The 26,572-nt window shown below is 65.2% G+C and carries 24 protein-coding genes; 16 read left to right on the plus strand and 8 right to left on the minus strand.

Features of this window, described 5'->3' with window-relative positions; all coding sequences use genetic code 11:
• Positions 1-46: 46 nt before the first annotated feature.
• The 7 genes from ML540_RS13220 to ML540_RS13250 all read right to left on the minus strand — a co-directional run bounded on the left by ML540_RS13220 (position 47) and on the right by ML540_RS13250 (position 6,926).
• Positions 47-736, minus strand: a complete 690-nt coding sequence (locus ML540_RS13220) for a 3'-5' exonuclease (protein WP_243361878.1) — start codon at positions 734-736, stop codon at positions 47-49.
• On the minus strand, positions 708-2,387 hold the full coding sequence (locus ML540_RS13225; RefSeq protein WP_243361880.1) for a DUF294 nucleotidyltransferase-like domain-containing protein: 1,680 nt from the start codon (positions 2,385-2,387) through the stop codon (positions 708-710). Before ML540_RS13225 ends, ML540_RS13220 begins: the two co-directional genes overlap by 29 nt.
• Positions 2,384-3,805, minus strand: a complete 1,422-nt coding sequence (locus tag ML540_RS13230; protein ID WP_243361882.1) for a putative nucleotidyltransferase substrate binding domain-containing protein — start codon at positions 3,803-3,805, stop codon at positions 2,384-2,386. The genes ML540_RS13225 and ML540_RS13230 overlap by 4 nt, the downstream gene beginning before the upstream one ends.
• Positions 3,802-5,349 (minus strand): sodium:solute symporter family transporter, encoded by a 1,548-nt coding sequence (locus ML540_RS13235; RefSeq protein ID WP_243361884.1) that lies wholly within the window; start codon positions 5,347-5,349, stop codon positions 3,802-3,804. The genes ML540_RS13230 and ML540_RS13235 overlap by 4 nt, the downstream gene beginning before the upstream one ends.
• A 5-nt stretch (positions 5,350-5,354) precedes the next feature.
• Entirely contained in the window at positions 5,355-5,651 is a 297-nt protein-coding gene (locus ML540_RS13240; RefSeq protein ID WP_243361886.1) for a DUF485 domain-containing protein, read from the minus strand.
• 305 nt (positions 5,652-5,956) lie between these two features.
• Entirely contained in the window at positions 5,957-6,313 is a 357-nt protein-coding gene (locus ML540_RS13245; RefSeq protein WP_243361888.1) for a hypothetical protein, read from the minus strand.
• Positions 6,314-6,470: 157 nt separating this feature from the next.
• Complete coding sequence (locus tag ML540_RS13250) at positions 6,471-6,926, minus strand: hypothetical protein (protein WP_243361890.1); 456 nt, start codon at positions 6,924-6,926, stop codon at positions 6,471-6,473.
• Positions 6,927-7,325: 399 nt separating this feature from the next.
• Between ML540_RS13250 and ML540_RS13255 the strand changes: the two genes are divergently transcribed.
• From ML540_RS13255 to ML540_RS13300, 10 genes are all read left to right on the plus strand, one after another.
• Entirely contained in the window at positions 7,326-7,790 is a 465-nt protein-coding gene (locus ML540_RS13255) for a response regulator (protein WP_243361892.1), read from the plus strand.
• Between the two features lie 145 nt (positions 7,791-7,935).
• A complete protein-coding gene (locus tag ML540_RS13260) occupies positions 7,936-8,808 on the plus strand; it encodes a LytR/AlgR family response regulator transcription factor (RefSeq protein WP_243361894.1) in 873 nt (290 codons plus the stop codon).
• A 152-nt stretch (positions 8,809-8,960) separates the two neighbouring features.
• Positions 8,961-10,889 (plus strand): acetate--CoA ligase, encoded by a 1,929-nt coding sequence (acs, locus tag ML540_RS13265; protein ID WP_243361896.1) that lies wholly within the window; start codon positions 8,961-8,963, stop codon positions 10,887-10,889.
• Positions 10,890-10,925: 36 nt separating this feature from the next.
• Positions 10,926-11,342 (plus strand): hypothetical protein, encoded by a 417-nt coding sequence (locus ML540_RS13270; protein WP_243361898.1) that lies wholly within the window; start codon positions 10,926-10,928, stop codon positions 11,340-11,342.
• 152 nt (positions 11,343-11,494) lie between these two features.
• Positions 11,495-12,412, plus strand: a complete 918-nt coding sequence (locus ML540_RS13275) for a phosphotransferase (protein WP_243361900.1) — start codon at positions 11,495-11,497, stop codon at positions 12,410-12,412.
• A gap of 236 nt (positions 12,413-12,648) precedes the next feature.
• Positions 12,649-14,205, plus strand: a complete 1,557-nt coding sequence (locus tag ML540_RS13280) for an SLC13 family permease (protein WP_243361902.1) — start codon at positions 12,649-12,651, stop codon at positions 14,203-14,205.
• A gap of 59 nt (positions 14,206-14,264) precedes the next feature.
• Positions 14,265-16,022, plus strand: coding sequence for an adenylyl-sulfate reductase subunit alpha (locus ML540_RS13285; protein ID WP_243361904.1), 1,758 nt, complete (start codon positions 14,265-14,267; stop codon positions 16,020-16,022).
• Positions 16,023-16,034: 12 nt separating this feature from the next.
• The gene (locus ML540_RS13290) at positions 16,035-16,364 is read left to right on the plus strand and encodes a 4Fe-4S binding protein (RefSeq protein WP_243361906.1); all 330 of its coding nucleotides are present in this window, start codon (positions 16,035-16,037) and stop codon (positions 16,362-16,364) included.
• A gap of 213 nt (positions 16,365-16,577) precedes the next feature.
• Positions 16,578-17,285 (plus strand): Crp/Fnr family transcriptional regulator, encoded by a 708-nt coding sequence (locus ML540_RS13295; RefSeq protein ID WP_243361908.1) that lies wholly within the window; start codon positions 16,578-16,580, stop codon positions 17,283-17,285.
• Between the two features lie 91 nt (positions 17,286-17,376).
• Positions 17,377-17,952, plus strand: coding sequence for a PAS domain-containing protein (locus tag ML540_RS13300; RefSeq protein ID WP_243361910.1), 576 nt, complete (start codon positions 17,377-17,379; stop codon positions 17,950-17,952).
• A 22-nt stretch (positions 17,953-17,974) separates the two neighbouring features.
• On the opposite strand, the gene ML540_RS13305 is transcribed toward ML540_RS13300, so the two are convergent.
• Complete coding sequence (locus tag ML540_RS13305) at positions 17,975-18,559, minus strand: hypothetical protein (protein ID WP_243361912.1); 585 nt, start codon at positions 18,557-18,559, stop codon at positions 17,975-17,977.
• 573 nt (positions 18,560-19,132) lie between these two features.
• Here ML540_RS13305 and ML540_RS13310 point away from each other — a divergent pair.
• The 6 genes from ML540_RS13310 (at position 19,133) to ML540_RS13335 (ending at position 26,557) form a co-directional block, all read left to right on the plus strand.
• Positions 19,133-19,837 carry a Bax inhibitor-1/YccA family protein gene (locus ML540_RS13310; RefSeq protein WP_243361914.1) on the plus strand — a complete coding sequence of 235 codons (705 nt, stop codon included), beginning with the start codon at positions 19,133-19,135 and terminating at the stop codon, positions 19,835-19,837.
• A gap of 47 nt (positions 19,838-19,884) precedes the next feature.
• The gene (locus tag ML540_RS13315; RefSeq protein ID WP_243361916.1) at positions 19,885-20,952 is read left to right on the plus strand and encodes a tetraacyldisaccharide 4'-kinase; all 1,068 of its coding nucleotides are present in this window, start codon (positions 19,885-19,887) and stop codon (positions 20,950-20,952) included.
• A 105-nt stretch (positions 20,953-21,057) separates the two neighbouring features.
• Positions 21,058-21,666: a TetR/AcrR family transcriptional regulator gene (locus ML540_RS13320; protein WP_243361918.1), complete on the plus strand. Its 609-nt coding sequence runs from the start codon at positions 21,058-21,060 to the stop codon at positions 21,664-21,666.
• A 28-nt stretch (positions 21,667-21,694) separates the two neighbouring features.
• The gene (locus ML540_RS13325; protein WP_243361920.1) at positions 21,695-23,728 is read left to right on the plus strand and encodes a methyl-accepting chemotaxis protein; all 2,034 of its coding nucleotides are present in this window, start codon (positions 21,695-21,697) and stop codon (positions 23,726-23,728) included.
• Between the two features lie 15 nt (positions 23,729-23,743).
• Entirely contained in the window at positions 23,744-24,238 is a 495-nt protein-coding gene (locus ML540_RS13330) for a chemotaxis protein CheW (protein WP_243361922.1), read from the plus strand.
• Between the two features lie 282 nt (positions 24,239-24,520).
• The gene (locus ML540_RS13335; RefSeq protein WP_243361924.1) at positions 24,521-26,557 is read left to right on the plus strand and encodes a HAMP domain-containing methyl-accepting chemotaxis protein; all 2,037 of its coding nucleotides are present in this window, start codon (positions 24,521-24,523) and stop codon (positions 26,555-26,557) included.
• Positions 26,558-26,572 lie beyond the last annotated feature (15 nt).

Consider the following 26,572-nt stretch of genomic DNA (forward strand, 5'->3'; position numbering starts at 1 on the left):
AGGCCAGCGGCCGCCAGGGCACGGTGAGCGGTCGCCCGAGACGGCGTCAGAAGAAGGCGGGCTGGGCCGTGGCTCTGGGCTGCGAGGCGGGCGAGGCCAGGCGCAGAACCGTCTGCAGGGTGGGCTCCTCCCCCTGCCGCGAGGAGCGCAGGATGGACAGGAACCGCTGGAGCACCTGGGCGGTGAGCCAGGCGTCGCCAAGGGCGTTGTGGGCTCCCCGGGGGGAGACCCCCAGCGCTCGGGCCACGCTGTAGAGGGTGGCGTCCTTGAGCGGCAGTTCGTCCAGCAGGTGCGATCCCCGCCCGCCCCGGATAGCCAGGTACAGCCCCAGGACGTCCAGGCTCCGGTTGGGGGGGGGAGGGAGCTTCAGCCGCTTGGCCCAGGAGCGCAGGAAAGCCATGTCCAGCTCCACGTGCCAGCCCGTGAGCACCGCGTCGCCGCAGTATTCCAGGAAGGCGGGCAGGGCCTCCTCGATGGGGGGCTTGTCCTTGAGCTCCGAGGGCGTGAGCAGGTGCACCCGCACGCTCTCGTGTGAAGGGACCTTGCCCGAGGGGCGCACCAGCATCTCGAACACGCTGCCCAGGTCGATGCGCCCGCCGTGCATCTTCACCGCCCCCATGGACAGGACGGCGTCGCGCGAGGGGTCGAGCCCGCCGGTCTCCAGGTCGAAGACCACGAACTCCGCGCGTCCTACGGGCTCGTCCGGCTCACGGCCGGACCAGGGCCACCATTTCATCGTTCACCCTCCCCGCCGCGGCGCGGCACATGCGCGTGAACGCCCGGGCCAGGGGGGAGCGCCGCGAGGGCTCGCCCACCCATTGCCAGGCTGTGAGATACTCCAGGGCGTGGGCCAGTTCCGCTCCCAACGGGCTCAGCTGATCCAGGGCCAGGGCCCGCTCCACGCTCGAGATGCGCGGCAGCCCCAGGCGAAGCGCCCAGCTGCGGGCCGTGCCCGCCAGGGATTCCGCAAGGTCTGCGCCTTCGGGGGCGCAGTCCATGCGGCAAGCTGCGCCCATGAGCCCGGACAGGTGCGTTCGCAACGCCTCGCCCAGCCAGAGCTGGCCGTGCACCGGCCGGAAGTCGAACCAGGCCGGATCGAATTGTCCGGCCGATCCGTGCGGCGATCCGGGCCGGGCATGGACCCAGTCGTCCAGCCGCGCGCGCCACTGGGCGAGCGTGCCGCGCCAGGCCGGGTTCTCGGCCGACGGCGTGCCCGGAGCGCCCGAAAGGTTGGCGATCTCGAACGCCTCGGACAGAAACGCCCCCAGCCGCTCGAACCAGACGTCGCCGCCCGGGGCTTCCTCATGGACCACGGCGTGCCACATGGGGCACAGGGCCGGGCCTTCGCGCCGGGCGGCCCGGCCCAGAAGCAGCAAGGCGTAGCCCGCCGGGGGCGGCCCCAGGACCTCCTGGGCGAGCTGGCAGGCCCGCGAGGCCAGGGCCTCGCGCAGCCCGCCCACGATGCGTCCGAGTCCGGAGGCTCGCGCACCCTCCCGAAGAAGCCCCAGCGCGAGCGGATCCAGAAGTTCGGCCACGCGGGCCAGTTCCTCCGCCGACGCGGCCCCGGCCATCCTGGCGGCCAGTCCGGGCGGGGAGCCCACCTGCTTGAGCAAGAGTTCCTGGGCCGAGAGCACCCCGGCGGGCAGCCTTCCGGCCATGACCACCACATGCCGGAGGTGGTGGCGGGTCATGGCCATGAGGGCGTCGAAACAGGAGGCGCAGGAATCCACGGACACCACCGGCGAGGTCATGATGGCCTCCACCGGGGCGTCCGGGGAGAGCCCGGCCTCCACCGCCTTGGAACGGAAGTCCCGGTCCGTGACCACGCCCGAGGGCCGCCCTTCGCGGCCAAGCACCACCACCGCATCCCGGGCGGTGGCGCTCATGATTTTCGCGGCCTGGCGCAGGGTCGTGCCCGCGGGCAGCGGGTCGCCCACGCGCAACGCCTCGCCCGCCGTCACCGCGGCCAGGGGACGCTTGGCCAGCCAGGCCGGAATCTCGCGCACGATGCCCGCCAGACCCAGCTCCAGCACGCCCGCGCTCAAGCGTCCCTCCAGAAAGTCGAACAGCTCGGGCCGTCCGCGCAGGGCGTCGGCCACGTCCTCGGGGGGCAGCAGGTAGCAGACGCAGTCTTCCGCCGCGTCCGCCTCCATCCCGGTCCAGCCCAGCACCTCGCCCTCGCCCCAGTCCTCGCCGCCGGCGCGCAGGACGCCCTTCTTCACCGCCAGCACGAAGCCTTCGCCGGCCCCTCCCGCCCCCAGCACCCGCGTCCCCTCGGGGAAGAAGTCCAGCCCTGCACGCCGGGCCAGGGCCGCGAGCCTGGCCGGTTCCAGAAACGACAGGGGGGGGGCCTCCCGGAAGAAATCCACCACGTCTTCGATGATCATGTGAGCAGGTGCAGGGCGTATTTGTTTGCGAGCATGGCTTGGAACTCCGCCACGGCCTTGAGGCAGTCCTTGAGGCGCGAGCGCTCCAGGCGCGTGAGCTTCTCGGGATAGACGAAGTTGTCCGGCTCGCGTCCGTCCGCCACGGCCTCGGCCTGGAAGCGCAGGCGAAGCTCCTGCAGGAAGGCCATGGCCTGGGCCAGGGTCCGGGCGGTGTCGTTCGAGAGCGCGCCGGCCTCGGCCGCGCCAGAAAGGCGCGAAGCCGTGTCCGTGGGCTCGATTTCGTATTCCAGGGCCAGCACCCGCGCGCCCTGGGTCAGGGGGAAGATGCCCCCCCGCTTGATGTCCAGCCCTCCGAGCCCGGGCTCGCGCTTGCGCACGGAAAGGCCCCCGAACACGGTGACGGGGGGCTCGAAGCGCGCGGCCTCGCGGGCCATGTAGCGGAGCGCCCGGGGAGCCTCGCGCACGGCGTGCAGGAGGGCCCCGCGCAGCCCGGCGGTGAGATCCGGGCGGCCGAACACGTGACGGGCGTCGGCCAGGAGCGAGAGCGAAAGCACCGCGTCCGGGCCGAGATCACGTCCCAGGGCGTCCAGGCGTTCGCCCCAGCCGTCGAGGTCCATGCGCCAGGGGGCGTTGTCGGCGGTGACGCCGTTTTCGCAGGGCGGCAGCCCCGCCCGGGCCAGGATGTCCATGAGCCGTTTGGCGAAAGTCGAGGCTTTCGCCGGATCAGCCCCTTCGCCCAGCACCAGGGCGTTGTCCTGGTCCGTGGCCAGGAACTGTTCGCGCCTGCCCTCGCTTCCAAGCGCCGCCAGGGCCAGCGGGCCGGGATCGGGACCGGCGGCCAGGGCCAGCTCGGCCGCCCGCGCGAACAGCTGGTCGCGCACTGCGGCGGCCAGGGCTCCGGCGCGCGTTACGTCCGCGCCCTGTTTGAGCCAGCGCGGCACCAGTGCTCCCAGTCCCGCGTAGGCCGTGGCCAGGGCCTCGGCGTCCGGGGCCTTGGCCATGGCGGCGGCCAGAGCCACCGGGCTCTCCAGGCGCGCGGCCATGAGGTCGCGCTCCTCGATCATGGAGACCACCCGTCCGTTCGCGTCCGTGACGGCCAGGCGGCGGATCGAATGGCGGATCATGGCCAGGAAGGCCTCGCAGACCAGTTCCCCCTGGCCCACTCCGACCACTCCCTGGCTCATGAGCGCCGAGGCCGGGCCTTCGAGGTCCTGCTCCTCGGCCACGGCGCGCACGATGTCGCGCTCGGTGAGGATGCCCGCGACGGATTCCGGGGAGCCCACCAGGCAGGCCGTGGCGTTGGCGGCGCGCATGGCGCGCGCCGCCTCGGTCACGGAAGCTTCCGCCCCGACGAACACCGGATGTTTCAGCGTAAGGCTGCCGGTGGTGAGCCCCAGGAAGCCGTCGTCGGCGTTCATTCCAGTCCCACGCCCAGGTAGTTGCGGATGTTCTGCTCTTCGTAGCGCGCCTTGGCCTCGGGTTCGGGCACGAACACCGAGCCCAGCCATCCAGCCAGGAAGGCCGCGGGCATGGAGATGAGCGCCGGGTTCTTCCAGGGGAAGATGGCCGCCTTGAAGCCCAGCACGTCAACCCACACGGTGGGCGAGATGAGGATGAGCCCCACCGCCAGCACCGAGCCGGTGATGATGGCCGCCGTGGCCCCGAAGGTGGACATGCCCCGCCACAGGATGGACATGAGCAGCGCCGGGAAGTTGCCGCTGGCCGCGATGGCGAAGGCCAGGCCCACCATGAAGGCCACGTTCTGGCCCTTGAAGGCGATGCCCAGGACCATGGCCACGATGCCCAGGCACACGGTGGCCCGCTTGGCCATGCGCACTTCCTGCTCCTCGGTGGTTTTGCCGGACTTGAACACGTTCACGTACAGGTCGTGCGAGAAGGTGGCGGCGCCCGCCAGGGTGAGTCCCGCCACCACGGCCAGGATGGTGGCGAAGGCCACGGCCGCTATGAAGCCCAGGAATATGGTGCCGCCCGTGGTCTCGGCCAGGAGCAGCGCGGACATGTTGCCGCCCTTGTCGAAGTGGGTGATCACGTCCTGGCCCACCAGCACCATGGCTCCGAAGCCGATGATGAAGGTGAGGATGTAGAAGTATGAGATGAAGCCCGTGGCGTAGAACACGCTCTTGCGGGCCTGTTCGGCGTCGGGAACGGTGTAGAAGCGCATGAGGATGTGCGGCAGGCCGGCCGTGCCGAACATGAGCGCGATGCCGAGGCTCAGCGCGTCCCAGGGGTTGGAGACCAGGCCGCCGGGCTCCAGCACCTTCTGGCCGTACTTGGTGGCCGCGGCCGAGAAGAGCTCCGCCGGGTTGAAGCCGAACTTCGAAAGCACCATGCCCACCATCACCGTGGCGCCGCCGAGCAGCAGCACGGCCTTGATGATCTGCACCCAGGTGGTGGCCAGCATGCCGCCGAAGAGCACGTACATGATCATCACCACGCCCACGATGGCCACGGCCAGCTCGTAGGGCAGGCCGAACATCAGGTTGACCAGCGACCCCGAGCCCACCATCTGGGCGATCAGGTAGAAGCACACCGTCATGAGCGAGCCGCAGGAAGCTGCGATGCGGATGGGCTTCTGGCGCAGGCGGTAGGCCACCACGTCGGCGAAGGTGTACTTGCCCAGGTTGCGAAGCGGTTCGGCGATGAGGAACATGATGAGCGGCCAGCCCACCAGAAAGCCGATGGAGTAGATGAGGCCGTCGTAGCCCTTGAGGGCCACCAGGCCCGCGATGCCCAGAAACGACGCGGCGGACATGTAGTCCCCGGCCAGGGCCAGGCCGTTCTGGAAGCCCGTGACCGAGCGCCCGGCGGCGTAAAAGTCCGAAGCGGTCTTGGATTTCTTGGCCGCGAACCAGGTGATGACCAGGGTGAACGCCACGAACACGAAGAAAAAGCCGATGGAGATGGCGTTGGGCTGACCGATGGTGGAAGTGAATGGGTTCATGGGGGCTACCTCTTCATCCCGTCGATGATGTCTTTCACGGTTCGGTCGTAGCTGGTGTTGGCCCAGCGCACATAGAGCCCGGTGAGCACGCAGGCGGAAATGATGACGCCCAGGCCGATGGGGATGCCCAGCGTCATGTGCTCGCCGATCTTCTGGGCCAGGATGGACCTGTTGAAGGCCAGCAAGAGGATGAAGCCGAAATAGATGGCCAGCATGAGCGCCGTCATGGACAGGGAGACCGACCACTTCTTGCGCACGAGTCCGCTGAAGCGGGTCTCGTCGATCTTGTGGGGATTTGGCATCGGGAACCTCCTGTTTTTCGTTTGGCGGGTAGGTCCGGCGCGCTTTCCGGCCAGTCCGCGATTTGTACCTAACAGGGGCGGCAAGAAATAAAAGGGGTGTTTCGGCGAGCGGTTAAAACCTTGGCGATGATCGGTGAACGGTTCGGAAGGCGAACGACGAACGGTGGGTGGATGCGCCGTTCACCGGGGCGGAGGGGCCGTTTGCCGGGGGTGAGCGGCGGCGGGTAGTGAGCGTGTTCGCGCGACGAGTCGTCGTTAGGATGCGGCAGTCCGCTCGGCGGGGCGCGGACCCTCCAGCGCAATCCCTATGAGAAGATCGCGATGAGGACGGCCGCCGCCAGGACCGCCGCAATCCCCATGAGCGGGATCAGACGGTACAGGTTGAGGACGAATATGTTGCGCAAGGCGCGCTCCAGCCACTGGCCGAACGTCTCGTCGTGGTCGGAGACCCGCTCCGGCTCACCGGGTATTTCCCAGGGGAGCGGCATGCGCGGCTCCCGGAAGGAGCTCTCCGGCGGTTCGCGCAGCGCCTCAGACATTGCCGAAGGGGAGTTGCCTCGGGGAGGCCGGTAGGGCCTGGGCTTGAAGGCCAGGAAAAGGACAGTGAGCGGCACGAGGGCTACCGCACAGAGACCCAAGAGCGTCCATATTCCGTCGCTCATCATCGCTTCCTCTCTCCCGGATTGTGGCGTGATCGATTTCAATCGATGGGCAAATTTAATATGTCGACATTTCGATTCATAGCGGAAATTTTCGCGCCTTCCGAGGCCCTGTCTATGCGGCCGGTTTGGGCGGCGGAGTTCCGCCGCCCGTGGCCTATCAATCGTGGTTTTCCAGCCACCATTTTTCGTTTTCAGCAGGATCAGGCCTGTCCCAGATCTGCTTGCCCATGGCTTGTTCCAGGGTGTCTTCAGCTTTCGCCATCCAGCCGAAGGGACCAAGGAATCCCATTCCCGCTTTATCAAGAGCAGAGGACATTCCTGTCCCTGTCAGTGGAGAGTTGGCCGAAGGGGGAATCGATTTCGGATCAAATCCTGGCTTGAAGCGTTCGCTCATCGACGGAGCAATGGCGTCGTACACATTCCCCCTGAATAGGTGCTGCAAGCGCGCGTTAATCTCACGCTGTCCCGGGGTCCAACTGGGGTCGTCAAAGAACGGTTTCGGATATCCACGATTATCCTCGGGATTCGTTTGCAGAACCGGCCCCAGTGTGGCGTCCACATCGTCCGCCAGCGTGTAGTTCTCGAATTTCGGGTCACCTAAACGTTCGCTCACGGTTTCCTCCTTGAGCATCTGAAAGTTCCGCTTTCCCCTCCCGGAGGAGGATCCCCCTGCCATTGCGGCTCGTCGCCGTCTCGCGGCCGGATGGGCCGCCCTGCGCCACGCGGGCGCGCACAGCCTCCTTCACCGAGGCATGATGATCCCCGGCGTCCTGGCCGGATTGGCGGGAGATTCTATGCAGAGGGCGCGGAAAATCACCCCATATAGGGCTATGTGGGGAAACAGCCGAAAATTTTACGAGAGAGGAGCTGGGTACGCGATGTTCTCCGGGGCGAAGACCGTCGTGCCCGTGCGGCGCAGCCCTCCGGACGTCCCGGCAAGTTCACGCTTCCCATTGCGCCGTAGAATGGTACAGTAGCAATTGAGCAACAAAACATGGCGCAGGAGAGAACTATGAATGAGGGTGCCGACACCTCGACTTCGCATCCGTCACTCAATATTCTTTTCGCGGAAGACGACTATGTCAGCAGGATGCTGGTGGAAGAGATTTTCCGGCTCAATGGGCACACCGTCACAAGCGTGGTTACGGGCCATGAGGTCCTGAAGGCTCTCAAGCTTGAGAAATTCGACATCATCTTCATGGACGTGAGCATGCCCAGGCTGGACGGCATCAAAGCGACGAAGCGCATCCGGGAGGATACCTCCGGGCTGTTCGATCCGGCGATTCCCATAGTGGCCATGACCGGCCACGTCCTTCCCAGCGACAGGGATAGAATCATGGAGGCGGGAATGGACGACTTCATCGCCAAGCCCATCGACATATCTGAACTGAGCAAGATTCTGAACAAATTCGTTGCCAGGATAGAGGACGCGCGGAGCGACAGCCCGCAAGGCGCCCGGACAGGGCGGCCTGATTGAGGAAAAGCCCTCCGATACATTCCGGACAGCCACGAGGACACCGTTCACCGGACGGCAAGCGCCATTCATCGGATCAATATTTTCCGGCGGTTGCGGGCGACCCTGTTTCCGGCTACCAATGCCCAAATACGGGAGCCTTCAGCCCATGCCCCAGGTCAAGACCCTCATCGTCCATGCCGATCCCGCCGTGCGCGCGGGGCTGCGCCAGCTTCTGGCGGGCGTGGAGGCCTTGCGCGTGCTGGGCGAGGCGGCCACGGCCTTCGAGGCCCTGGAAATGCTCGAGGCCATCCCCTACGGCGTCTTTTTTCTGAGTCCGGGGCTCCCGGGCCCCACCTCCGGCATGGAGTTGGCCCAGATGCTGGCCGGACGCCGCACGCGCCCGGCCCTGGTGTTCGTGGCCGACGACGAATCCCAGGCCTACAAGGCCTTCGAGCTGGGCGCCGTGGACTACCTCATCTGGCCCGCCACCCCGGAACGCCTGGATATGACCCTGGTCCGCCTCAAGGGCCTGTCCCCGGGTTTCAAGCAGGCCCAACCCGCCGGGGCGTGGCTCGAGGAGCGTTCCGCCTCCGCCCAGGACGACCAGCAGACCCTGTCCCTGCCCATCGAGGAGGAGGAGGAAGGTCCCTTCATCTCCGCCCTCAAGCAAGCATGGGATCTTACTCAGAAAAAGAAGCCCGTGGATATCGAGAAGTTGCCGATCACCCTGGACGGGCGGACGCTTCTCCTGCCCTATCCGCAGATACTCTTCGTGGAGGCCTATGAGGACTATTCCTTCGTGCACACGGCCCAGCAGAAGTACCTGACCTCCTACAGGCTGAAGAACCTGGAGGAGCGCCTGGGACCGCACGGATTCTTCCGGGTGCACCGCAAGTTCCTGGTGAACCTGGAAGCGGTCACCGAGATCGCGAGCCTGCCGGGCGGGCAGTTCATGCTGCGCACCCAGGGCAAGACCCGCATCGAGCTGCCCATCAGCCGCCGCAGGATCGGCGAGCTCAAGCAGGTGCTTGGATTGTAAGAGCAGGGCGGGGCGCTGCCCCGCACCCCGCTGGGGCTCCGCCCCAGACCCCGCCAGGGGAAATGATTTCCCCTGGACCCCTCGATGGGGGGTGTCGAGGGTCGCCACGCCGGACGCGGTGCGGCGACTTGGAGAAAAAGCAGGAGTGATGCATGGAAACCGGTCTCGTCGATAGCTTGCTCAGGGAGGAGCGCGTCTTCCGCCCCCTGCCCCAGGTGGTGCGCGAGGCCAACATGGGCCAGCCCGAGCTCAAGGCCGCCCAGGCCCTGGCCGAGGCTGACTACCGCCTGTTCTGGGAAGAGCAGGCCTCCGACCTGGACTGGTTCGAGAAGTGGGAGCATGTGCTCGACGAGTCCAACCCGCCCTTCTACAAGTGGTTCCTGGGCGGCAAGTGCAACCTGGTCCACAACGCCCTGGACCGCCACATCCTCACCGCCAACAAGAACAAGCTGGCCATCGTCTGGGAAGGCGAGTCCGGCGAGTGCCGCAAATACACGTATTACGAGCTCTTCCGCGAGGTCTGCCGCTTCGCCAACGCCCTGCGGGCCATGGGCGTGGGCAAGGGCGACCGCATCCTCATCTATCTGCCGCCCCTGCCCGAGACCATCATCTCCATGCTGGCCGCGGCCAAGATCGGCGCGGTGCAGACCCTGGTGTTCGCCGGGTACTCTGCCCGGTCGCTTCGCGAACGCATCGAGAGCTGCCAACCCAAGATCATCGTCACCGCCGACGGCTTCTACCGCAACGGCCGGGTCATCAACCTGAAGTCCGTGGTGGACGAGGCCCTGTTCGGCCAGGACGGCGACTGCGTGCAGAGCGTCATCGTGGTGCACCGGGCGGGTGTGGAGCTGGACATGGTGGAGCCCCGCGACCTGCGCTACGAGGACCTCCTGCGCCAGGAGCGGCCCCAGTCCCCCACCGAGGTCATGGACGCCGAGGACCCGCTTTTCCTGCTCTACACCTCCGGGGCCACGGGCAAGCCCAAGGGACTTCTGCACACCCACGGCGGCTACATGGTGGGCGTGCACGCCACCTACCGCTGGGTCATGGACGTGAAACCCACGGACCTCTACCTGTGCACCGCCGACCCCGGCTGGATCACAGGCCACAGTTACGTGGTGTTCGGCCCCCTCATGGCCGGGACCACCGTGGTGCTCTACGAGGGCCACCCGCTCTACCCGCAGGCGGACCGGCTCTGGGCCATCGTGGCCCGCTACGGCGTGACCATCCTCTACACCACGCCCACGCTGATTCGCATGCTCATGCGCTACGGCGGCCAGTATCCCAAGAAGCACGACCTCTCGACGCTCAGGTTGCTTGGCAGCGTGGGCGAGCCCATCGGCCCCGAGCCCTGGGTGTGGTTCCACAAGTACATCGGGCGCAGCGAATGCCCCCTGCTGGACACCTGGTGGCAGACCGAGACCGGCATGTTCATGGTGTCGCCGCTGCCCATCTCGCTTCTGAAGCCCGGTTCGGCCGGGCGGCCCCTGCCCGGCGTGGACGTGGACGTGGTGGACCGCAACGGCAACCCCGCCGGCCCCGACAAGGGCGGCTTCGTGGTGGTGAGAAAGCCTTGGCCGGCCATGGCCCGCACGCTCTTCGGCGACGACGAGGGCTACAGGAAAGCGTACTGGGAGAAGATCCCGGGCGTGTACTTCGCGGGCGACGTGGCCAGAAAGGACGAGGACGGCTACTTCTGGTTCCAGGGCCGGGCTGACGACGTGCTGAACATCGGCGGGCACCGCATCGGCCCGGCCGAGGTGGAGGCGGCGCTGGTGGCGCATAAGGCCGTGGCCGAGGCCGCGGTGATCGGCGTGCCGGACGCCATCAAGGGCGAGGCGGCCAAGTGTTTCGTGGTGCGCCGCGAGGGCTGGGAAAAGGACTTCGACAGCGAGGTCGAGCTGATCAAGGCCCTGACCACCCATGTGAAGCGGGAACTCGGGCCGTTCGTGGACATCAAGGCCATCGCTTTCCGGGAGAAGCTGCCCCACACCAAGAGCGGCAAGATTTTGAGAAGGCTTTTGAAGGCCGAAGAGACGGGATCAGCGCCCGGGGATTTGTCGAGTTTGGAAGAGGAGTAGGGACCCGGTTAACTCTCGTTAAATAACGATCAGAGCATGATACAATTATTGTTTAAAAGCATATTTTGTATTGTCGCGATAACTTTTTTGTTGCCTGCCTGCAGCCAGGCAGGTGCTTCTCCTTGCGATGGGATAAGCACGGTTGCCGATAACACTGGTCAACTGGGTGAGGTGGTTGCGAAACAGTTGAATGTCGATAGCGTAGAAATATTGCGATCATTCTCTTTTGGCGGATGGACTATATTTTTTGTCGAAACACATGTGTCAGATGAGCCATTCGTGTTTTATTCAGGCGATCCGATTAAAAATAAATATATCGCTCTTTGGAGTGGCGCGGCTAGAATGGATGAAGAACAAGATATTTATAATTGGGTGATTGTGAATGCGCCAGGGATTCCCATCGAACTTGCCAAATGTTTCTCCTGGCATGTCACGAAGGGGCGCGCAATGTAAGTGCTGTAAGAAGCATAAAACGTTGTGTTCATTTGTGTTATTCCATGCCGCCTTTTGTTGATCTTCTCGTCAATTGGAACCTCTCCTTCGTCCGCCTTCGTCCCGACCTCGCCATTCCCGGCAGCCCGGAGCGGTGCATTTGGCGTCACGTGGTGGAAGATGGGGAAGGGGGGCTGTGGCTGCTTGAGCAGCTGGGGCCGAATCAGGTCCAGCGCCGGGAGGCCATGGGGCAGGTTCTCGATGGTCTGGCCGGGCGAGGGTTGCATGGCCTCGCGCCGTACCGGCGGACCTCACCCGGTTCCTTCGTGTGCCGCGACCTCGGCCACTCCTGGCAGCTTTCCCCGTTCATCCTGGGCGAGCCCCTGATCCAGCCCGACTACCTGGACGACAGCGCCAGGGGTGACGCTCTCGGCGCATGGCTGGCGGCCTTCCGCCAAGCCTCGGACGGCCTTGCCCTGCCGCCGGGGCTCTTCCCGCTGGACCTGCCCGCCTACATCACGGACCTTCTCGACCGCATCGCCCGCGCCGGTCTGTCTCACGCCGGGGACGTTCAGTCCGCCGCTAACCGCCTGGCGGGGGGCGCCAGCCCTGAAATCTCGCGCCCGGCCGGGATCGACCTTATCCAGGTCCACGCCCGGGCCTCGCGCCTGCTCCCCGCGCTGGCGGAATTTTTCGAAACGTATGACGAACTGCTACACACTTTGTGCCACGGAGACATCCATCCCCTGAACGTTGTCTGGGGCCCGTCCGCCCCCAATGCGGTCATCGACTGGGAGTTCTGCGGCATCCGCCCGGAAATCTACGACCTGGCCAACTGTCTAGGGTGCCTGGCCATCGAGGGCGACGGCGGTCTTTCCACCCCCTTCGCCCAGGCCGTGCTCGCGCGCACCCTTCCCGCCGGGCTCTTCTCCCCCGAATCCGCCCGCATGCTCGCACCGGCCATCCTGGCCACGCGCTTCGGTTGGCTTTCCGAGTGGCTGCGCCGCCGCGACGAGGAAATGATCACTCTCGAGCTCGACTTCATGGAGCACCTGTCCGCCACCGGCAACGGCCTGCTCCTCAACGCCTGACCGACAGCGTCTCGCGATTCCCCGACACCCCTATACGGGATTCCAAAGGGAAGTAGTCCCTTTGGCCGCCGGAGGCCTCCCCCTTCTCAAATCACCCGCGCCTCTCCCAAGAAAAATCATCCTTCCCGCTCAAAGTTTCCCGCTTTATCGCCCCCGCGATAGTCCTCTTCCCCTCCCCGGGCTAGACCGCCACCATCCAAAAGCCGCATCCGCGCGGCGCATCCAGGAGGTGGCGCATGGCCAACGGGTCGGTTGAGACCGTAAACGTATGCAGGGGAGGGCTCGGAACCTACATTTCCGAGAACCTCACCCTGTGCGGGCAGAGCGCCCGCGTGGCCTGGGCCGGGTACGCCGCGGCGTGGGGCCTGTTCTTCCTCATCAACTGCGTCCTACCGCTGCCCGAGGGTCTCAAGCCCGAGGGCATGTCCGTGCTGGCCATCCTCCTGTGGGCTTCGGTCATGTGGGTCACCGAGGCCATGCCCGTGGGCATCACCGGCATATCCATACCCACGCTCCTGGTGCTCACCAGGGCCATCCCCTGGAACGGCGCCAACCCTCCCATGGGCCAGGTGTTCTCGGGCTTCACCACCCACGAGGTGTGGCTGTGCCTGTTCGCCTTCTTCGCCGGGGCCATCATCCAGCTCCTGAACATGGACAAGCGCATTGCCTTGGCCATTCTGGACAAGATCAAGGCCTCGAGCGTCGGGCGCATCATCTGGGGCATGTTCTGGGTCAACGTGGTGCTGGCCTTTCTGATCCCGGCGGCCAACGCCCGCGCGGCCACGGTGATGCCCGTGGTGCAGGGCATCACCAACCTGCTGGGCGACACCCCCCGCGAGCGCGAGGCCAAGAAGGCCATCGTGATCCAGTCCATGGTCTACGCCAGCATGATCTCGGGCATCTTCATCCTCACCGGCCACATGCCCAACCTGATCATGACCGGCCTCTTCGAGAAGAGCGGCTTCAAGAACCTGGGCTACTTCAACTGGATGCTCCTGCACGCGCCCTACATCCTGATGTTCGCCATGACCCATTGGTGGGTGCGCTTCCACTTCAAGACGGGCGGCGTGGTCATCGCGGGCGGCCATGAGCAGATCAGGCGCAAGCACAAGGAGCTGGGCCCCATGACCCGGCCCGAGTGGGCCATGCTGGCGGCCTTCGTGCTGGTCGGCGTGCTGTTCATGACCGGCAAGGGAAGCCCCGTTGTGCTGCACAACTACCAGCTGGGCATCGTGGGGCTTATCGGCATTATGATCCTCTTCATCCCGGGGCTCTTCCCCTTCAAGTGGAAGGCCGTGCAGGACCGCACCATCTGGGGCACCTTCCTGCTGCTCGGCGGTGCCATCACCATGACCGACGCCATGAGCAAGTCCGGACTGGCCTCCTGGATGGCGGACCACATCCACCACATGGTGGAGGGCATGGGCTGGTGGCAGACTCTCCTGGTGATGATGCTGGGCACGCAGGTGCTGCGCATCGGCATGCTCTCCAACGTGGCGGCCGTGGCCATGCTGGCTCCCATCGTGTTCGCCATGGGCCCCAAGGTGGGGCTGCATCCGGTGGCCTTTACGCTGCTCATCTGCAACGTGGACACCTTCGCCTACCTCCTGCCCACGCAGATCACGGCGGCGGTCATTGCCTACGGCACCAATACTTTCTCCACGGCGGACTACGCCCGCTCCGGCTGGGTGTGCATCCTCATGGCCATCGCCTTCGGCATCTGCGTCATGGCCCCGTGGTACGCCATGCTCGGCCTGCCCGTGTGGAACCCGGCCGCTCCCTGGCCCTACTAGAATCCGGCAACAGCCCGCAACACATACGCTTTCACAGACGATACAGGAGGAGAACCCACATGCCCCGCATGGCCCAAAACCCCCCAAGCCTGGACGCGGTCGAGACCGTCCGGGTGGACTGCGACATCCTCATCATCGGCGGCGGCAACGCCGGATGCTTCTCGGCCGTGGAGGCCGCCAAGATCGACCCCTCCCTCAAGGTGGTCATCATGGAAAAGGCCCAGATCATGCGTTCCGGCGCGTGCTCGGCGGGCATGGACGCCATCAACACCTACATCCCCGAGGGCAAGACCCCCGAAGATCTCGTCAGGTGGTGCCGCTCCCAGGTGGGCGGCGGGCCCATCCGGGAAGACCTGGCCTTGTCCAATGCGAAGGAGCTGAACGAATCCGTGGACGACCTGGAGCGCTGGGGCCTGCCCATCCTGCGCGACGAGAACGGCAAGATCCGCTACCGGGGCGCCTGGGACATCTCCATCCACGGCGAGCAGTTGAAGCCCATCATGGCCGAGAAAGCCATCGAGGCCGGGGCCGAGGTGTACAACCGCGTGGCCTGCACCCAGCTCTTGATGGACAACGGCCGCTGCGCGGGGGCGCTGGGCTTCGGGGTTCGCGACGGCAAATTCTACGTGTTCCGGGCCAAGGCCACCATCAACGCCACGGGCGGCGCGGCCGGGCTCTACAAGAGCTACACCGCCGACGCCACGGACAGCCACCACCAGATCTGGATGTGCCCCTACTGCGTGGGCACGGGATATGCGGTCGGAATCCGCCAGGGCGCGGAGATGACCTCCATGGAGCAGCGCTGGGTGGCCACGCGCACCAAGGACTTCTGCGGACCCGTGGACACCATCTCGGTGGGCTACAAGGCGCCCATAATAAACGCCAAGGGCGAGCGCATCATGCAGAAGCGCTATGCCCACCTGGGCGCGGACAAGGCTCCGCGCTACATCCGGGCCAACGCCCCCATGGAGGAGTGGCTGGCCGGACGCGGCCCCACCTACTGCGACACGCGCGGCATGAAGCCCGAGCTGGCCGAGCAGATGATGACCGACTACCTGAACGAGCGCCCGAGTTTCGTGTTGTTTCTGGCCAGCCGGGGGCAGGACCCGGTCAAGGAGCCCATCGAGATCTACGGCTCCGACCCCTACATCGTGGGCGGGCACACCCAGTCCGGCTTCTGGGTGGACCTTGACCGCATGACCACCGTCCCGGGCCTGTTCGCGGCCGGCGAGACCGCGGGCGGCAACCCCAACAAGTTCGTTGGCGGGTGCGCGGCCGAGGGCAAGCTGGCCCTGCGCGGAGCGGCGGACTACATCAAGAATCTCGTCCTGCCCGAGCCGGACGCCGCCCAGGTGGCCGCCGAGAAGGCCCGGGTGTTCGAACCGCTCTTGCGCGGCGAGGACTTCGACGGCCTCAAGGCCCTGGAGATGGAAGAGCGACTGCAGCGCCTCATGGACGAATACGCCGGCGGCACCAGCCAGTTCTACCGCACCAACGAGGAACGGCTGGACTATGCGCTCAAGCACCTGACCATGCTGCGCGAGCAGACGAAGTACCTGAAGGCCGCCGACCTGCACGACCTCATGAGCGTGCACGAGGTCATCGACCGCATCGACGTGGCCGAGGTGCTCTGCCACCACCTGAAGTTCCGCAAGGAGACCCGCTGGCAGGGCTGGCAGACCCGCTCGGACTACCCCGAGGTGGATCCGGCCTATGATTGCCACGTGGAGAGCCGCCGGAATCTCGAGACAGGCGAGATCGAGACTTTCACCCGCCCCTACGAGCAGCTCGTGCCGGGCGACCGGTACAAGCCCTAAAAGGAGGACGCCATGCCGCCCATTATCGACCCCAAGAAATGCAACGGCTGCGAAGGCCGCGAAGAATCGTTCTGCGAGGAGGCCTGCCCGGGCGACCTCATGTACGTGGGCGCGGACGGCAAGTCCCACTGCCACGCCAGCCGCGACTGCTGGGACTGCATGTCCTGCGTGAAGATGTGCCCGCGTAACGCCATAGAAACGCGCGTGCCGTACCAGCTGGGCTACCACAAGGCCACGCTCAAGCCCCTCATGGGCAAGAACAGCATCACCTGGAAGTGTACGGACATAAACGGCCAGACCGTCACCTACAAGTACCGCAACCGCCTGGATATCAAGGATTGAGGCCGCGAGGCGGCGGGACGGACGCGTCACGGCGCCTTTCTTCGCGCAGCCGGGCAGGGCCGCGGACATGCCTCGCGGTCCCGTTGCTGGAGCCGGGCTCCGGCAATGACGGAACAACGACCCGCTGGCGGGGGACGCGAGTTGCTCGCGCAAACCTCCGCCCGGGCCATGCCCCGGCCTTGACCTTGGCCGGGGCGGGCCTATGTTGCGGGCATGTCTTCGCATGGAACCCAGATGGACTGGCACCTGATCAAGGGCGGCTTCTTCGACGGCCTGGAGCGCGAGTTCGCGGCCTTCCGCGTTGTCGCGGACAAGCGGCGCATCAAGAAGAACGAGATCGTGTTCTTCGAGAACGACCTGTGCGACCGCTCCTTCTACCTGGACCAGGGCTCGGTGAAGATTTTCCGGGTGTCCCTGCACGGCAAGGAGCCCACCTTCTTCATCCGCTCGCCGGGCGAGATGTTCGGGCTGGCCGAGGTGGTGGGCGGGGAGCGCCGCAAGGCCTCCGCCCAGGCCCTGACGGATTGCGCGCTGCTGGAGGTGGCCCGCGACGATTTCCTCACGCTCATGCTCGAGCATCCCCTGCTGGCCCGGCGGGTGATCGAGGTGCTGGGCAAGCGCATCCGGTATCTCAGCGAGCAGTTGGAGAACGTGATGACCTGCGGCGTGGGCACGAGGCTCCTGAAGCTCCTGCTGTGCCTCTCCCACGACGAGATCGCCCAGGCCAGGGGCGGCCCGGTGGACGTGCCCGTGCGCCTCACCCAGGGACAGATCGCGGCCATGACCGGCTCCTGCCAGCAGACCGTGAGCGAGACCCTGGCGGCCTTCGAGCAGCGCGGGCTCATAAGCGTATCGCGGCGCAGCATACGGCTTCTGGACCCAGGGGCCATCGTGGACGCCCTGTCCGAGCCGGAATCCTGACGGGGGCGTCAATTCGTGATTCCCCCATGGCGGCGCGCCCGCTCAAGGAGTAACGGGCAGGCAAAAGACGCATCAAACGGAATCGATTTCCATGCATACCCACGACGAATCACGCAAATCCCACGAGGAGCTCCAGGCCGAAGTGGAACGCCTGCGCAGGGAAGTGACCCACCTGGAGGCGGCCCAGTTGGCCAGGCGCAGGGTGCAGGCCCTGCTCACGTCCGAGCGGGACTCGTTCCGCGAGGCCTTTGACGGCTCCTCCGTTCCCCAGGTGTGGCTCGACCGGAGCGGGCGCGTACTGCGCCTCAACAGGGTCGCGCAGGCCATGCTCGGGGTGGACATCCCCCCCAGCGACTTCACCGTTTTCAACGATCCCCAGCTCATCATGCTGGGCGTCCCCCCGTATTTCGAGCGGGCCCTTTCGGGCGAGACGGTCCGCGTTCCCGCCCACGTCTTCAACCCGGCCAGGACCCATTACAGTGCTCCCGACGTGGATTTGACGGTGGAAACCGTGCTGTATCCGCTCGCGGGCGACGTAAGCGGCCAGGCCACCGTGGTGGTGCAGTTCTTCGACGTCAGCGCCCTTGCCGCCGCAGAAGCCGAGGTCCGGCAGTTGCGCGACGAACTCTCGCGGATGAAAGCCGCCCCGCACGACACGGACCGTTAATATCCCGTCATAGCGGCCCGGATCATTTGACGTCGTCGAAGCTCCGCCGCACTTTCTCGAGTCTTTCCCGGTATCCCTCTGCGTCGCCGTATTCAAAAAAATGCCGGTATCGGCTGTGAATGGATTTCAGGGGCCGGGCGTGCCGCACGGGGCACCAGTACTGTTCCGTTCGCGCGGCCACTTCGGTGACGTAGGCCATCAACCCGTTGAAATAGCTGCAGTATGAGCAGTTCAATTTCTCGATCCAGTTCAGGTAGCTCAGCACGTGGCGGTCCATGACGATGTACTCGCCGCGCTTCACCCGGGGGATGCCGTATACGGGGAAGCAGACGGCCTGATAGACGCTCACGACCGCATCCATGATCGCGGCAGGGACGAGGGCCGACCAGATCACCGGGATGGTCAGCATCTTCATGGCCCCGGATTCAGAGACATACTCCGGCCACTTCGCCGCCAGCTTCCGGTGGTACTGCCTGACCTCCTCGCTGAACCGGACCTTCTTGTCGCGCACGGTATAGAGCAGGTCGTGTTCCGTCTTGCGCAACTCCTCGAGGAGCTCCTTCTCCAGCGCCTCCATCCGGTCCAGAATGTCGTCGACCCTGCTCATGAACGCTCCTTCGCGGTTCCCCGGCGGGGCAGGGGACATCCCGGCGCCGCTCCTGGGAATACATCTACAGGTATTTCCGGAAGAATTAACCGGAATCATACGGTGTCCAAAAAAAGGCCGTGTTTTTCGGTTTGCCGGCCAGGGGCAACCGGACGACGATCATGCGGAATTGATTGGCCAAAGGGCTCTGGCCGGGGCGGAAGAGGGGGCGCGGGGAAGAAATTGCTGGCACGCGTTCTGCATTACGAATCATGACGCTGGACGGTGCGCGAGCAGGCCACGGCGATGAACCAACAACTACAGAAACGAACGTAGAAACCAGGTTCGATCCCCATACCCGCCGCGCCCGAATCGGCCAAAGCCCGGCATCTGCGCCCGGACGGACCAACACCCTCAAGAACATACCTATACAAGAGGGTCCGCCGGAAACACCTGCGGGGCTTTTCCTTTTTCGATCCCCCACGCATGAAATCTTCGTTCATGAAGGCTCCTCCGGGCCGGATTCTCTTGCCAGCGCGGTTCTTCCTGTCTATTTTACGGGGAGTTTTGTGGATTCAACACAGGAGAATCGACATGTACAACGCCTACAATGCCCAGCAGACCATACCTCGCGCCGAAGCGCTCAGCGCCTTCATGCGCGGCGTGTACGGCTGGATGGCGGCGGGCCTGGGCCTGACCTCCGTGGTGGCCGTGGCCGTGGCCTCGAGCCCGGCCATGCTCAGACTGGTCTTCAACCCCGTGGCCCTCATCGTGCTGGTCATCGCCGAACTGGGCCTGGTGATGATGCTCTCGGCCCGCATCAACCGCATGGCCGCAGGCACCGCCACGGGCATGTTCCTGGCCTACAGCGCGCTTAACGGCCTGACCCTCTCCGGCGTCTTCATCGCCTACACGGCCTCCACCATCGCCTCGGCCTTCGCCGTGAGCGCGGGCATGTTCCTGGCCATGAGCGTGTACGGCCTGGTCACCAAGCGCGACCTCACCTCCTGGGGCAGCTTCCTGTTCATGGGCCTGATCGGCATGGTGCTGGCCTCGCTGGTGAACATCTTCGTGCGGAGCTCGGCGCTCGGCATGCTGCTCAACTACGTGGGCGTGCTGGTCTTCGTGGGCCTCACCGCCTACGACACCCAGCGCCTCAAGGACATGGGCAGCTACGCTCCCATGAACGACGCCACGGCCATCCGCCGGGGCTCCATCCTGGGCGCGCTGACCCTGTACCTGGACTTCATCAACCTTTTCCTCATCATGCTGCGCCTGTTCAGCGGCAACCGCGACTGATCCTTTCAGGCCGGGGGGCCGCAAGGTCCCCCGGAATTTTTTCCCCCATGCAGGATATCATCGCCTGGCAACAGCGCCTCCGACTCCTTCTGGCCCCGCCGGCGGCCCTGACGTCGCTGGCCATGCGCGCCAGGGCTTCGCTCTACGCCAGGAAGATCCTGCCGTCGTGGAATCCGCCCGCGCCCGCCGTGGGCGTGGGGGGTATCAACCCCACGGCGAGGGGCAAGGTGCTGGTGTCGGCCTGGCTCATGGGCTGGGCCGCGGCCAAGGGGATCACCCCGGCGCTTTTGGCCTGTCCGCGCGACGCCTCCCCGCAGGACATGCCCCTTTCCGTCACGGCGGACACCCCCGCCTTCGAATGCGGCACGGACGCGGCGCTTCTGGCCAGGTACCGCCCCGACTCGGTCATTCTCTCGGACGTGAACCCCGTGCGGGCCGGAAAATCCGCCTGGGCGGCCGTCTCCCCACGCATCTTCATCCTGCACGATTTCTATTCGGCCTTGTCCGCCAAGCGCTCGGCCGACCTGGCGCTTTTGAACGCCTACGACCTGGACAAAGGCTGGAACCGCCCCTTCCCGGCCGGATTCTGGCGGGAGGGCGTGCGCGCCCTCTCCAGGGCTTCGGCCTTCATTCTGCACATCCCTCCGGATGAGGTTCCCCTGCGCGCGCCCCTGGCCGAGCGCCGGCTGGGACGATTCGGCAAGCCTGTTTTCACCGTGCACCCGAGCATCTGGCGTCTCCGGCAGCCGGACGGCCAGGTGGCCACGGATCTTGGCGGGGAGCCGTACCTGCTGGTCACCGCCGAATCCAACCAGGAGATGGCCGCCAAGGCGGCTCAGTCTTTCCTGAAGCTGCCGCCGCGCCTGCGGGTGGTGTTCTCCGACTCCCACCGCTTCACCCAGCAGGACCAGGACCAGATCGCGGCGGACGCCGCGCGCATGCGCACCCCCCATGTGCTGGCCACCCCCGAGGCCGCCCTGCGCCTGGGCGGAGTGCCCGGCCGCACCCTCTGGACGTACGACCCCGACGTTGTGCTCGGCCCTTGCCTGCTGGGCGGAGGGGCGTTCACCCCCTGGTGGGAGAACGCCTGGGCCGGGATACGCCAGCAAGCCTAATCCGCTCTATTTCTTCAGGAAAAAACTTTCGCTGTTTTTCCGGCCAGGCATTGCCTTCTTCTGGAGCTGCTGCTAACTGAATGAACATTCAGTCAGGAGATTTCAGTGGCAGAGCAGACCATCGAGACCATCATCGACGCCGCCACCGCCTTGTTCGCGCAAAGGGGGGCCGAGGGCATCACCGTGCTCGAAATAGCCAAGCGGGCCAGCGTGTCGGCCGGCACGGTGATCTACCACTTCAAGTCCAAGGACAATCTGCTGTTCATAATCTCGCGCGAAATATTCTCCCGGCTGCTCAGGCAGTCCCAGCAGGCCATGCGCCAATCGGGCACGCCGCTTGCCGCCCTCCACGCCTTCCTCGACGCCTTCTTTGCCCTGGCGGAGAAAAGCCGCGACAGCATCGTCTTCCTCGCCCGGTTCGACCCGTTCACCCGTCTGGACCTGGAGACTTTTCCCAATGCCGACCTGCTTGTATTGAGGGACCAATATATCGGCCTGGTGGTGGATTGCGTTGCGGAAGGCGTTGCCGGAAAATGTTTTAATCCGGTGGATCCTGCCGCGTTCGGCATGTTGACATGGGCGGCATTGCAAGGAATTTGTCGAATATATAGTCAAGCATCTTCTCTCCGGGAACTCTCCCGGGAGCTCAAAAGCATGGTCGCGTTCAGACTTACGGGTACGCTGGCCGACGAAATGGACCCGAGCCTTACTTGAGCGGAACATTTTAACCAAGGGCCTTGTGATGAAAAATTTAAAGCTCGGAATGAAGATCGGCTTGGGATTTGGCATTCTCATCCTCATCGCCGCGCTCTTGGGTGGGATGGCCATGCTGAACATGGGCTTGGTTGGCAAACAGGCTGACCGCCTGGCCGAGGAGATCGCGCCGGAAGTGCAAATTGCCAACATGGTCGAGAGAAGCGCCCAGAACGCCATGCTGGCCATGCGTACCTACGGCCTGACCGGCGAGGACGCATACTGGGACACGGCCTCCAAAGCCCTGGACGAGATGGAAAAAAACATCAAAGATGCCAGGGATCTGGCCCAGAAGTATCCCGGCTTGGTCAAGCTCAAGGAGAACGCCGAGAAGGCGGCCGCGGCCGCGGCCGAGTACAGGCGCCTGGCTGGACAGACCCGTGAGGCCGACAAGGCCATGGCCACCGGGCGCAAGGTCACGGAAGAGGGCGCGCAACTCTTCATCAAGAACTGCACCGACTTCCAGGACAGCCAGACCGAGGCCATGCAGAGGGAGATCGAGGCCAAGCTCGATCCGGCCAAGCTCAGGGAGCGCACGGACAAGCTCGACTGGATCGTGGACGTCACCAACATGGGCAACGCCATCCGCGTGGCCAACCTCAATGCCCAGGTGAAGCGCGACCCCAAGGTTCTCGAAGAGGCCATGAAGCATTTCGACTCCATCAACGGCCTGCTGGAGAAGCTCAAGCCCATCACCCGCAACGAGGCCAACATCCGCCAGCTGACCGAGATCAAGAAGGGCGCGGACATGTATCGCGAGGGTATGGTCTCGCTGCTCAAAGGCATGGTGAGCCTGCAGGAGTTGGGCAAGAAGCGCAACGAGGCCGGAGTTGCCATGATCAAGGCTTCCCAGGATACCGCCGAGGGCGGCGTGAAGGAGACCCGGGACGTCACGACCGAGGCGTCCAGCAGCCTGGCGTCGGCCTCCACCATCATGGGCGTGGGACTGGTCCTGGCCGTGATCGTGGGCGTGGGCGTGGCCATCTTCATCACCAAGGGCATCACCGGCCCCGTGGTCCAGGGCGTCGGATTCGCCCAGAAGATGGCCGAGGGCGACATGACCCAGGACTTGCACGTGGACCAGCAGGACGAGATCGGCGTGCTGGCCAACGCCCTGCGCGACATGACCCAGCGTCTGAACGAGGTCATGGGCGAGGTGGTGGAGGGGGCCAACAACGTGGCCTCCGGCTCGCAGGAGCTTTCGGCCACCTCCGAGACCCTCTCCCAGGGGGCCAGCGAGCAGGCAGCCAGCGTGGAGGAGGTTTCCTCCTCCATGGAGCAGATGGCCTCCAACATCCAGCAGAACGCGGACAACGCCGTGCAGACCGAGGCCATGGCCCTGAAGGCCGCTAGGGACGCCGAGGAAGGCGGGCAGGCCGTGGCCCAGACCGTGGGGGCCATGAAGCAGATCGCGGAGAAGATCTCCATCATCGAGGAGATCGCCCGCCAGACCAACCTGCTGGCCCTGAACGCGGCCATCGAGGCAGCCCGCGCTGGCGAGCACGGCAAGGGCTTCGCGGTGGTCGCGGCCGAAGTGCGCAAGCTGGCCGAGCGTTCCGGGTACGCGGCCTCCGAGATTTCGGCCCTGTCCTCGGAGTCCGTGGCCGTGGCCGAGAAGGCGGGCAGCATGCTCGGGGCCATCGTCCCGGACATCAAGAAGACCGCCGAGCTGGTGCAGGAGATCGCGGCCGCCTCGCGCGAGCAGAACGCCGGAGCCGACCAGATCAACAAGGCCATCCAACAGCTGGACCAGGTCATCCAGCAGAACGCTTCGGCCTCGGAGGAGATGGCCTCCACGTCCGAGGAGCTCTCCAGCCAGGCCGAACAACTGCTGGCCACGGTGGGATTCTTCAGGCTTCGGGGAGGGCACACCCTGCGCCGGCCCGCGCCAAAGGCATTGCCCGCGGCCGCCCACGCCGCCCCGAGGCGCGCATCGGCTCCCGCGAAGGCTCCCGCCCCCAAGAAGGGCGTGGTGCTCGACCTCGCTTCGCAAACCCACGACGACGACTTCGAGAAATTCTAGGGGAGGAAGCCGCCTGTGAGCGACAGCACCAATCAGTTTCTGACCTTCACCCTGGGCGAGGAGGTCTTCGCCCTGGACATCGCCTCGGTGCGCGAGGTGCTGGAATACACCGCCATCACCAAGGTGCCGCGCACGCACGAGAGCATCCGCGGGGTCATCAACCTGCGCGGGCGCGCCGTGCCTGTGGTGGACGTGCGCCTCAAGTTCGGCATGGCCGAGACCCAGCGCACCGTGGACACCTGCATCATCATCGTGGAGGTGTCCCTGGGCGGCGAGGACACGGTCCTCGGCGCCCTGGCCGACTCGGTCAAGGAGGTCATGGACATCGAACCGGGGGACATCGAACCGGCTCCCCGGATGGGCACATCCATCAAGGCCGACTTCATCCGGGGCATCGGCAAGCACAATGACGAGTTCATCATCGTGCTGGACATCGACAAGGTGTTCTCGGAAGAGGAGATCGTTCACGCGGCGGCCGTCGTCGCCGAGGAGGCCCCTTCCGAGGCCTGAGGGCCCCTGTTTTCCCCGGCGGCACCGTGCCACCGGACTTCGCCGTCACGACCGGGGCCCCGAGGCCCCGGTTTTATTTTTCCGTTCCTATGGCACATCTTCGCCCTTCTCGATGCGACTGGCCGGTTTCATTGGCCCCGAGCCCATGTCATGGGAACGATTTTCCATCCTTCCCGTAGACCGATCTATCGAGTTCTGTTAGAAATATCTGCAAAATCGGCTGTGCCGCCACTATCCGCCGCTGATCAACGGGCGCAACTCACGAAACACGAAGGTATCCAGATGCGTAACCTGAAGCTTGGGGTTAAGATCGGCTTGGGCTTCGGCATTCTCATCCTCATCGCCGCGCTGCTGGGCGGCATGGCCATGGTGAACATGGGCTCGGTGGGCAAACAGGCGGACCGTCTGGCCCAGGAAGTGGCCCCCGAGGTGGCGACCGCCAACACTCTGGAACGATCCTCCCTGCACACCCTGTACGAGATGCGTGGATTCGCCTTCACTGGCGACGAGACGTACTGGAAGGAAATGGCCAAAGAGTTGGCCTCGGTGGAGCAGAGCCTTCAAGGCGCTCAGGATCTGGCCAGGAAATTCCCCCATCTGACCAAGTTCAAGGAAAACGCTGACAATGCCTCGGCCAAAGTCGCCGAATACAAGAAACTGGCCGAGCAGACCTATTCCTTGAGCAAGGCCATCGACGAAAACCGTCGGGCCATGGACCAAGCGGCCCAGACATTCATGAAGAGCTGCCTCGAGTATCTCGCGGACGAGGGCAAGAAGCTGAATGAGGCACTCGTCCCGGCTACCGTCGAATCGGCCAAAGTGAAGGGCCGGACGGAAAAGCTCGAACTCATGAACGGCATCATCGACGCGGGCAACGCCATCAGGCTGTCCAATTTCAAGGGCCAGGCCCTGCGCGATCCCAAACTCATCCAGGAAGGAATGAAGCGTTTCGAAACCATCGCTTCCAAGGTGCAGGCCATCCGTTCCAACACCACGCAGGAACTCAACCTGCGGCAGCTGGCCGAGATGCTCCAAGGCGCCGACAGCTACAAGGAAACCATGGCCAGCTACATAAAGAATTACATGGCGATAGAAGAATTAAACAAGAAGCTCAGGGAGACCTCCGCCGAGGTGATCAAAGCCGCGGAGGAAATTGCCGCCTCCGGCGTGAAGGAGACCCGGGACGTCACGGCCGAGGCGTCCCGCAGCCTGGCCTCGGCCTCTGCCATCCTGGGCGCGGGGCTGGTCCTCGCCTTGCTCCTGGGCGTGGGCGTGGCCTTCTTCATCACCAAGGGCATCACCGGCCCGGTGGTCCAGGGGGTCGGGTTCGCCCAGAAAATGGCCGAGGGCGACATGACCCAGGACTTGCACGTGGACCAGCAGGACGAGATCGGCGTGCTGGCCAACGCCCTGCGCGACATGACCCAGCGTCTGAACGAGGTGATGGGCGAGGTGGTGGAGGGGGCCAACAACGTGGCCTCCGGCTCGCAGGAGCTTTCGGCCACCTCCGAGACCCTCTCCCAGGGGGCCAGCGAGCAGGCAGCCAGCGTGGAGGAGGTTTCCTCCTCCATGGAGCAGATGGCCTCCAACATCCAGCAGAACGCGGACAACGCCGTGCAGACCGAGGCCATGGCCCTCAAGGCCGCCAGGGACGCGGAAGAGGGCGGCCAGGCCGTGGCCCAGACCGTGGGAGCCATGAAGCAGATCGCGGAGAAGATCTCCATCATCGAGGAGATCGCCCGCCAGACCAACCTGCTGGCCCTGAACGCGGCCATCGAGGCGGCTCGCGCGGGCGAGCACGGCAAAGGCTTCGCGGTGGTCGCGGCAGAGGTGCGCAAGCTGGCCGAGCGCTCCGGGCACGCGGCCTCCGAGATATCAGGCTTATCCAGCGAATCCGTGGCCGTGGCGGAGAAGGCGGGCGCCATGCTCGGAGCCATCGTCCCGGACATCAGGAAGACCGCCGAGCTGGTGCAGGAGATCGCGGCCGCCTCGCGCGAGCAGAACGCCGGGGCCGACCAGATCAACAAGGCCATCCAGCAGCTGGACCAGGTCATCCAGCAGAACGCCTCGGCCTCGGAGGAGATGGCCTCCACGTCCGAGGAGCTCTCCAGCCAGGCCGAACAGCTGCTGGCCACGGTGGGATTCTTCAGGCTCCGGGGCGGACACGCCCTGCGCCGTTCCGCGCCAAAGGCATTGCCCGCGACCATCCATACCACCCCGAGGCACGCATCGACGGCCCCGAAGGCTCCTGGCGGGCCCAGGAAAGGGGTGACGCTCGATCTCGCGCAAGACCAGGGTGACGACTTCGAGAAATTCTAGGGGAGGAGGCCGCCC

It is taken from the genome of Fundidesulfovibrio terrae, from assembly GCF_022808915.1.
GTDB lineage: Bacteria > Desulfobacterota > Desulfovibrionia > Desulfovibrionales > Desulfovibrionaceae > Fundidesulfovibrio > Fundidesulfovibrio terrae.

What these genes read in the sequence shown, in the direction of transcription:
- ML540_RS13220 (WP_243361878.1), bottom strand. Translation starts at nt 736, where the DNA reads ATGAAATGGTGGCCCTGGTCCGGCCGTGAGCCGGACGAGCCCGTAGGA.
- ML540_RS13225 (WP_243361880.1), bottom strand. Translation starts at nt 2,387, where the DNA reads ATGATCATCGAAGACGTGGTGGATTTCTTCCGGGAGGCCCCCCCCCTG.
- ML540_RS13230 (WP_243361882.1), bottom strand. Translation starts at nt 3,805, where the DNA reads ATGAACGCCGACGACGGCTTCCTGGGGCTCACCACCGGCAGCCTTACG.
- ML540_RS13235 (WP_243361884.1), bottom strand. Translation starts at nt 5,349, where the DNA reads ATGAACCCATTCACTTCCACCATCGGTCAGCCCAACGCCATCTCCATC.
- ML540_RS13240 (WP_243361886.1), bottom strand. Translation starts at nt 5,651, where the DNA reads ATGCCAAATCCCCACAAGATCGACGAGACCCGCTTCAGCGGACTCGTG.
- ML540_RS13245 (WP_243361888.1), bottom strand. Translation starts at nt 6,313, where the DNA reads ATGAGCGACGGAATATGGACGCTCTTGGGTCTCTGTGCGGTAGCCCTC.
- ML540_RS13255 (WP_243361892.1), top strand. Translation starts at nt 7,326, where the DNA reads ATGAATGAGGGTGCCGACACCTCGACTTCGCATCCGTCACTCAATATT.
- ML540_RS13260 (WP_243361894.1), top strand. Translation starts at nt 7,936, where the DNA reads ATGCCCCAGGTCAAGACCCTCATCGTCCATGCCGATCCCGCCGTGCGC.
- acs (WP_243361896.1), top strand. Translation starts at nt 8,961, where the DNA reads ATGGAAACCGGTCTCGTCGATAGCTTGCTCAGGGAGGAGCGCGTCTTC.
- ML540_RS13270 (WP_243361898.1), top strand. Translation starts at nt 10,926, where the DNA reads ATGATACAATTATTGTTTAAAAGCATATTTTGTATTGTCGCGATAACT.
- ML540_RS13280 (WP_243361902.1), top strand. Translation starts at nt 12,649, where the DNA reads ATGGCCAACGGGTCGGTTGAGACCGTAAACGTATGCAGGGGAGGGCTC.
- ML540_RS13285 (WP_243361904.1), top strand. Translation starts at nt 14,265, where the DNA reads ATGCCCCGCATGGCCCAAAACCCCCCAAGCCTGGACGCGGTCGAGACC.
- ML540_RS13290 (WP_243361906.1), top strand. Translation starts at nt 16,035, where the DNA reads ATGCCGCCCATTATCGACCCCAAGAAATGCAACGGCTGCGAAGGCCGC.
- ML540_RS13295 (WP_243361908.1), top strand. Translation starts at nt 16,578, where the DNA reads ATGTCTTCGCATGGAACCCAGATGGACTGGCACCTGATCAAGGGCGGC.
- ML540_RS13300 (WP_243361910.1), top strand. Translation starts at nt 17,377, where the DNA reads ATGCATACCCACGACGAATCACGCAAATCCCACGAGGAGCTCCAGGCC.
- ML540_RS13305 (WP_243361912.1), bottom strand. Translation starts at nt 18,559, where the DNA reads ATGAGCAGGGTCGACGACATTCTGGACCGGATGGAGGCGCTGGAGAAG.
- ML540_RS13310 (WP_243361914.1), top strand. Translation starts at nt 19,133, where the DNA reads ATGTACAACGCCTACAATGCCCAGCAGACCATACCTCGCGCCGAAGCG.
- ML540_RS13315 (WP_243361916.1), top strand. Translation starts at nt 19,885, where the DNA reads ATGCAGGATATCATCGCCTGGCAACAGCGCCTCCGACTCCTTCTGGCC.
- ML540_RS13325 (WP_243361920.1), top strand. Translation starts at nt 21,695, where the DNA reads ATGAAAAATTTAAAGCTCGGAATGAAGATCGGCTTGGGATTTGGCATT.
- ML540_RS13335 (WP_243361924.1), top strand. Translation starts at nt 24,521, where the DNA reads ATGCGTAACCTGAAGCTTGGGGTTAAGATCGGCTTGGGCTTCGGCATT.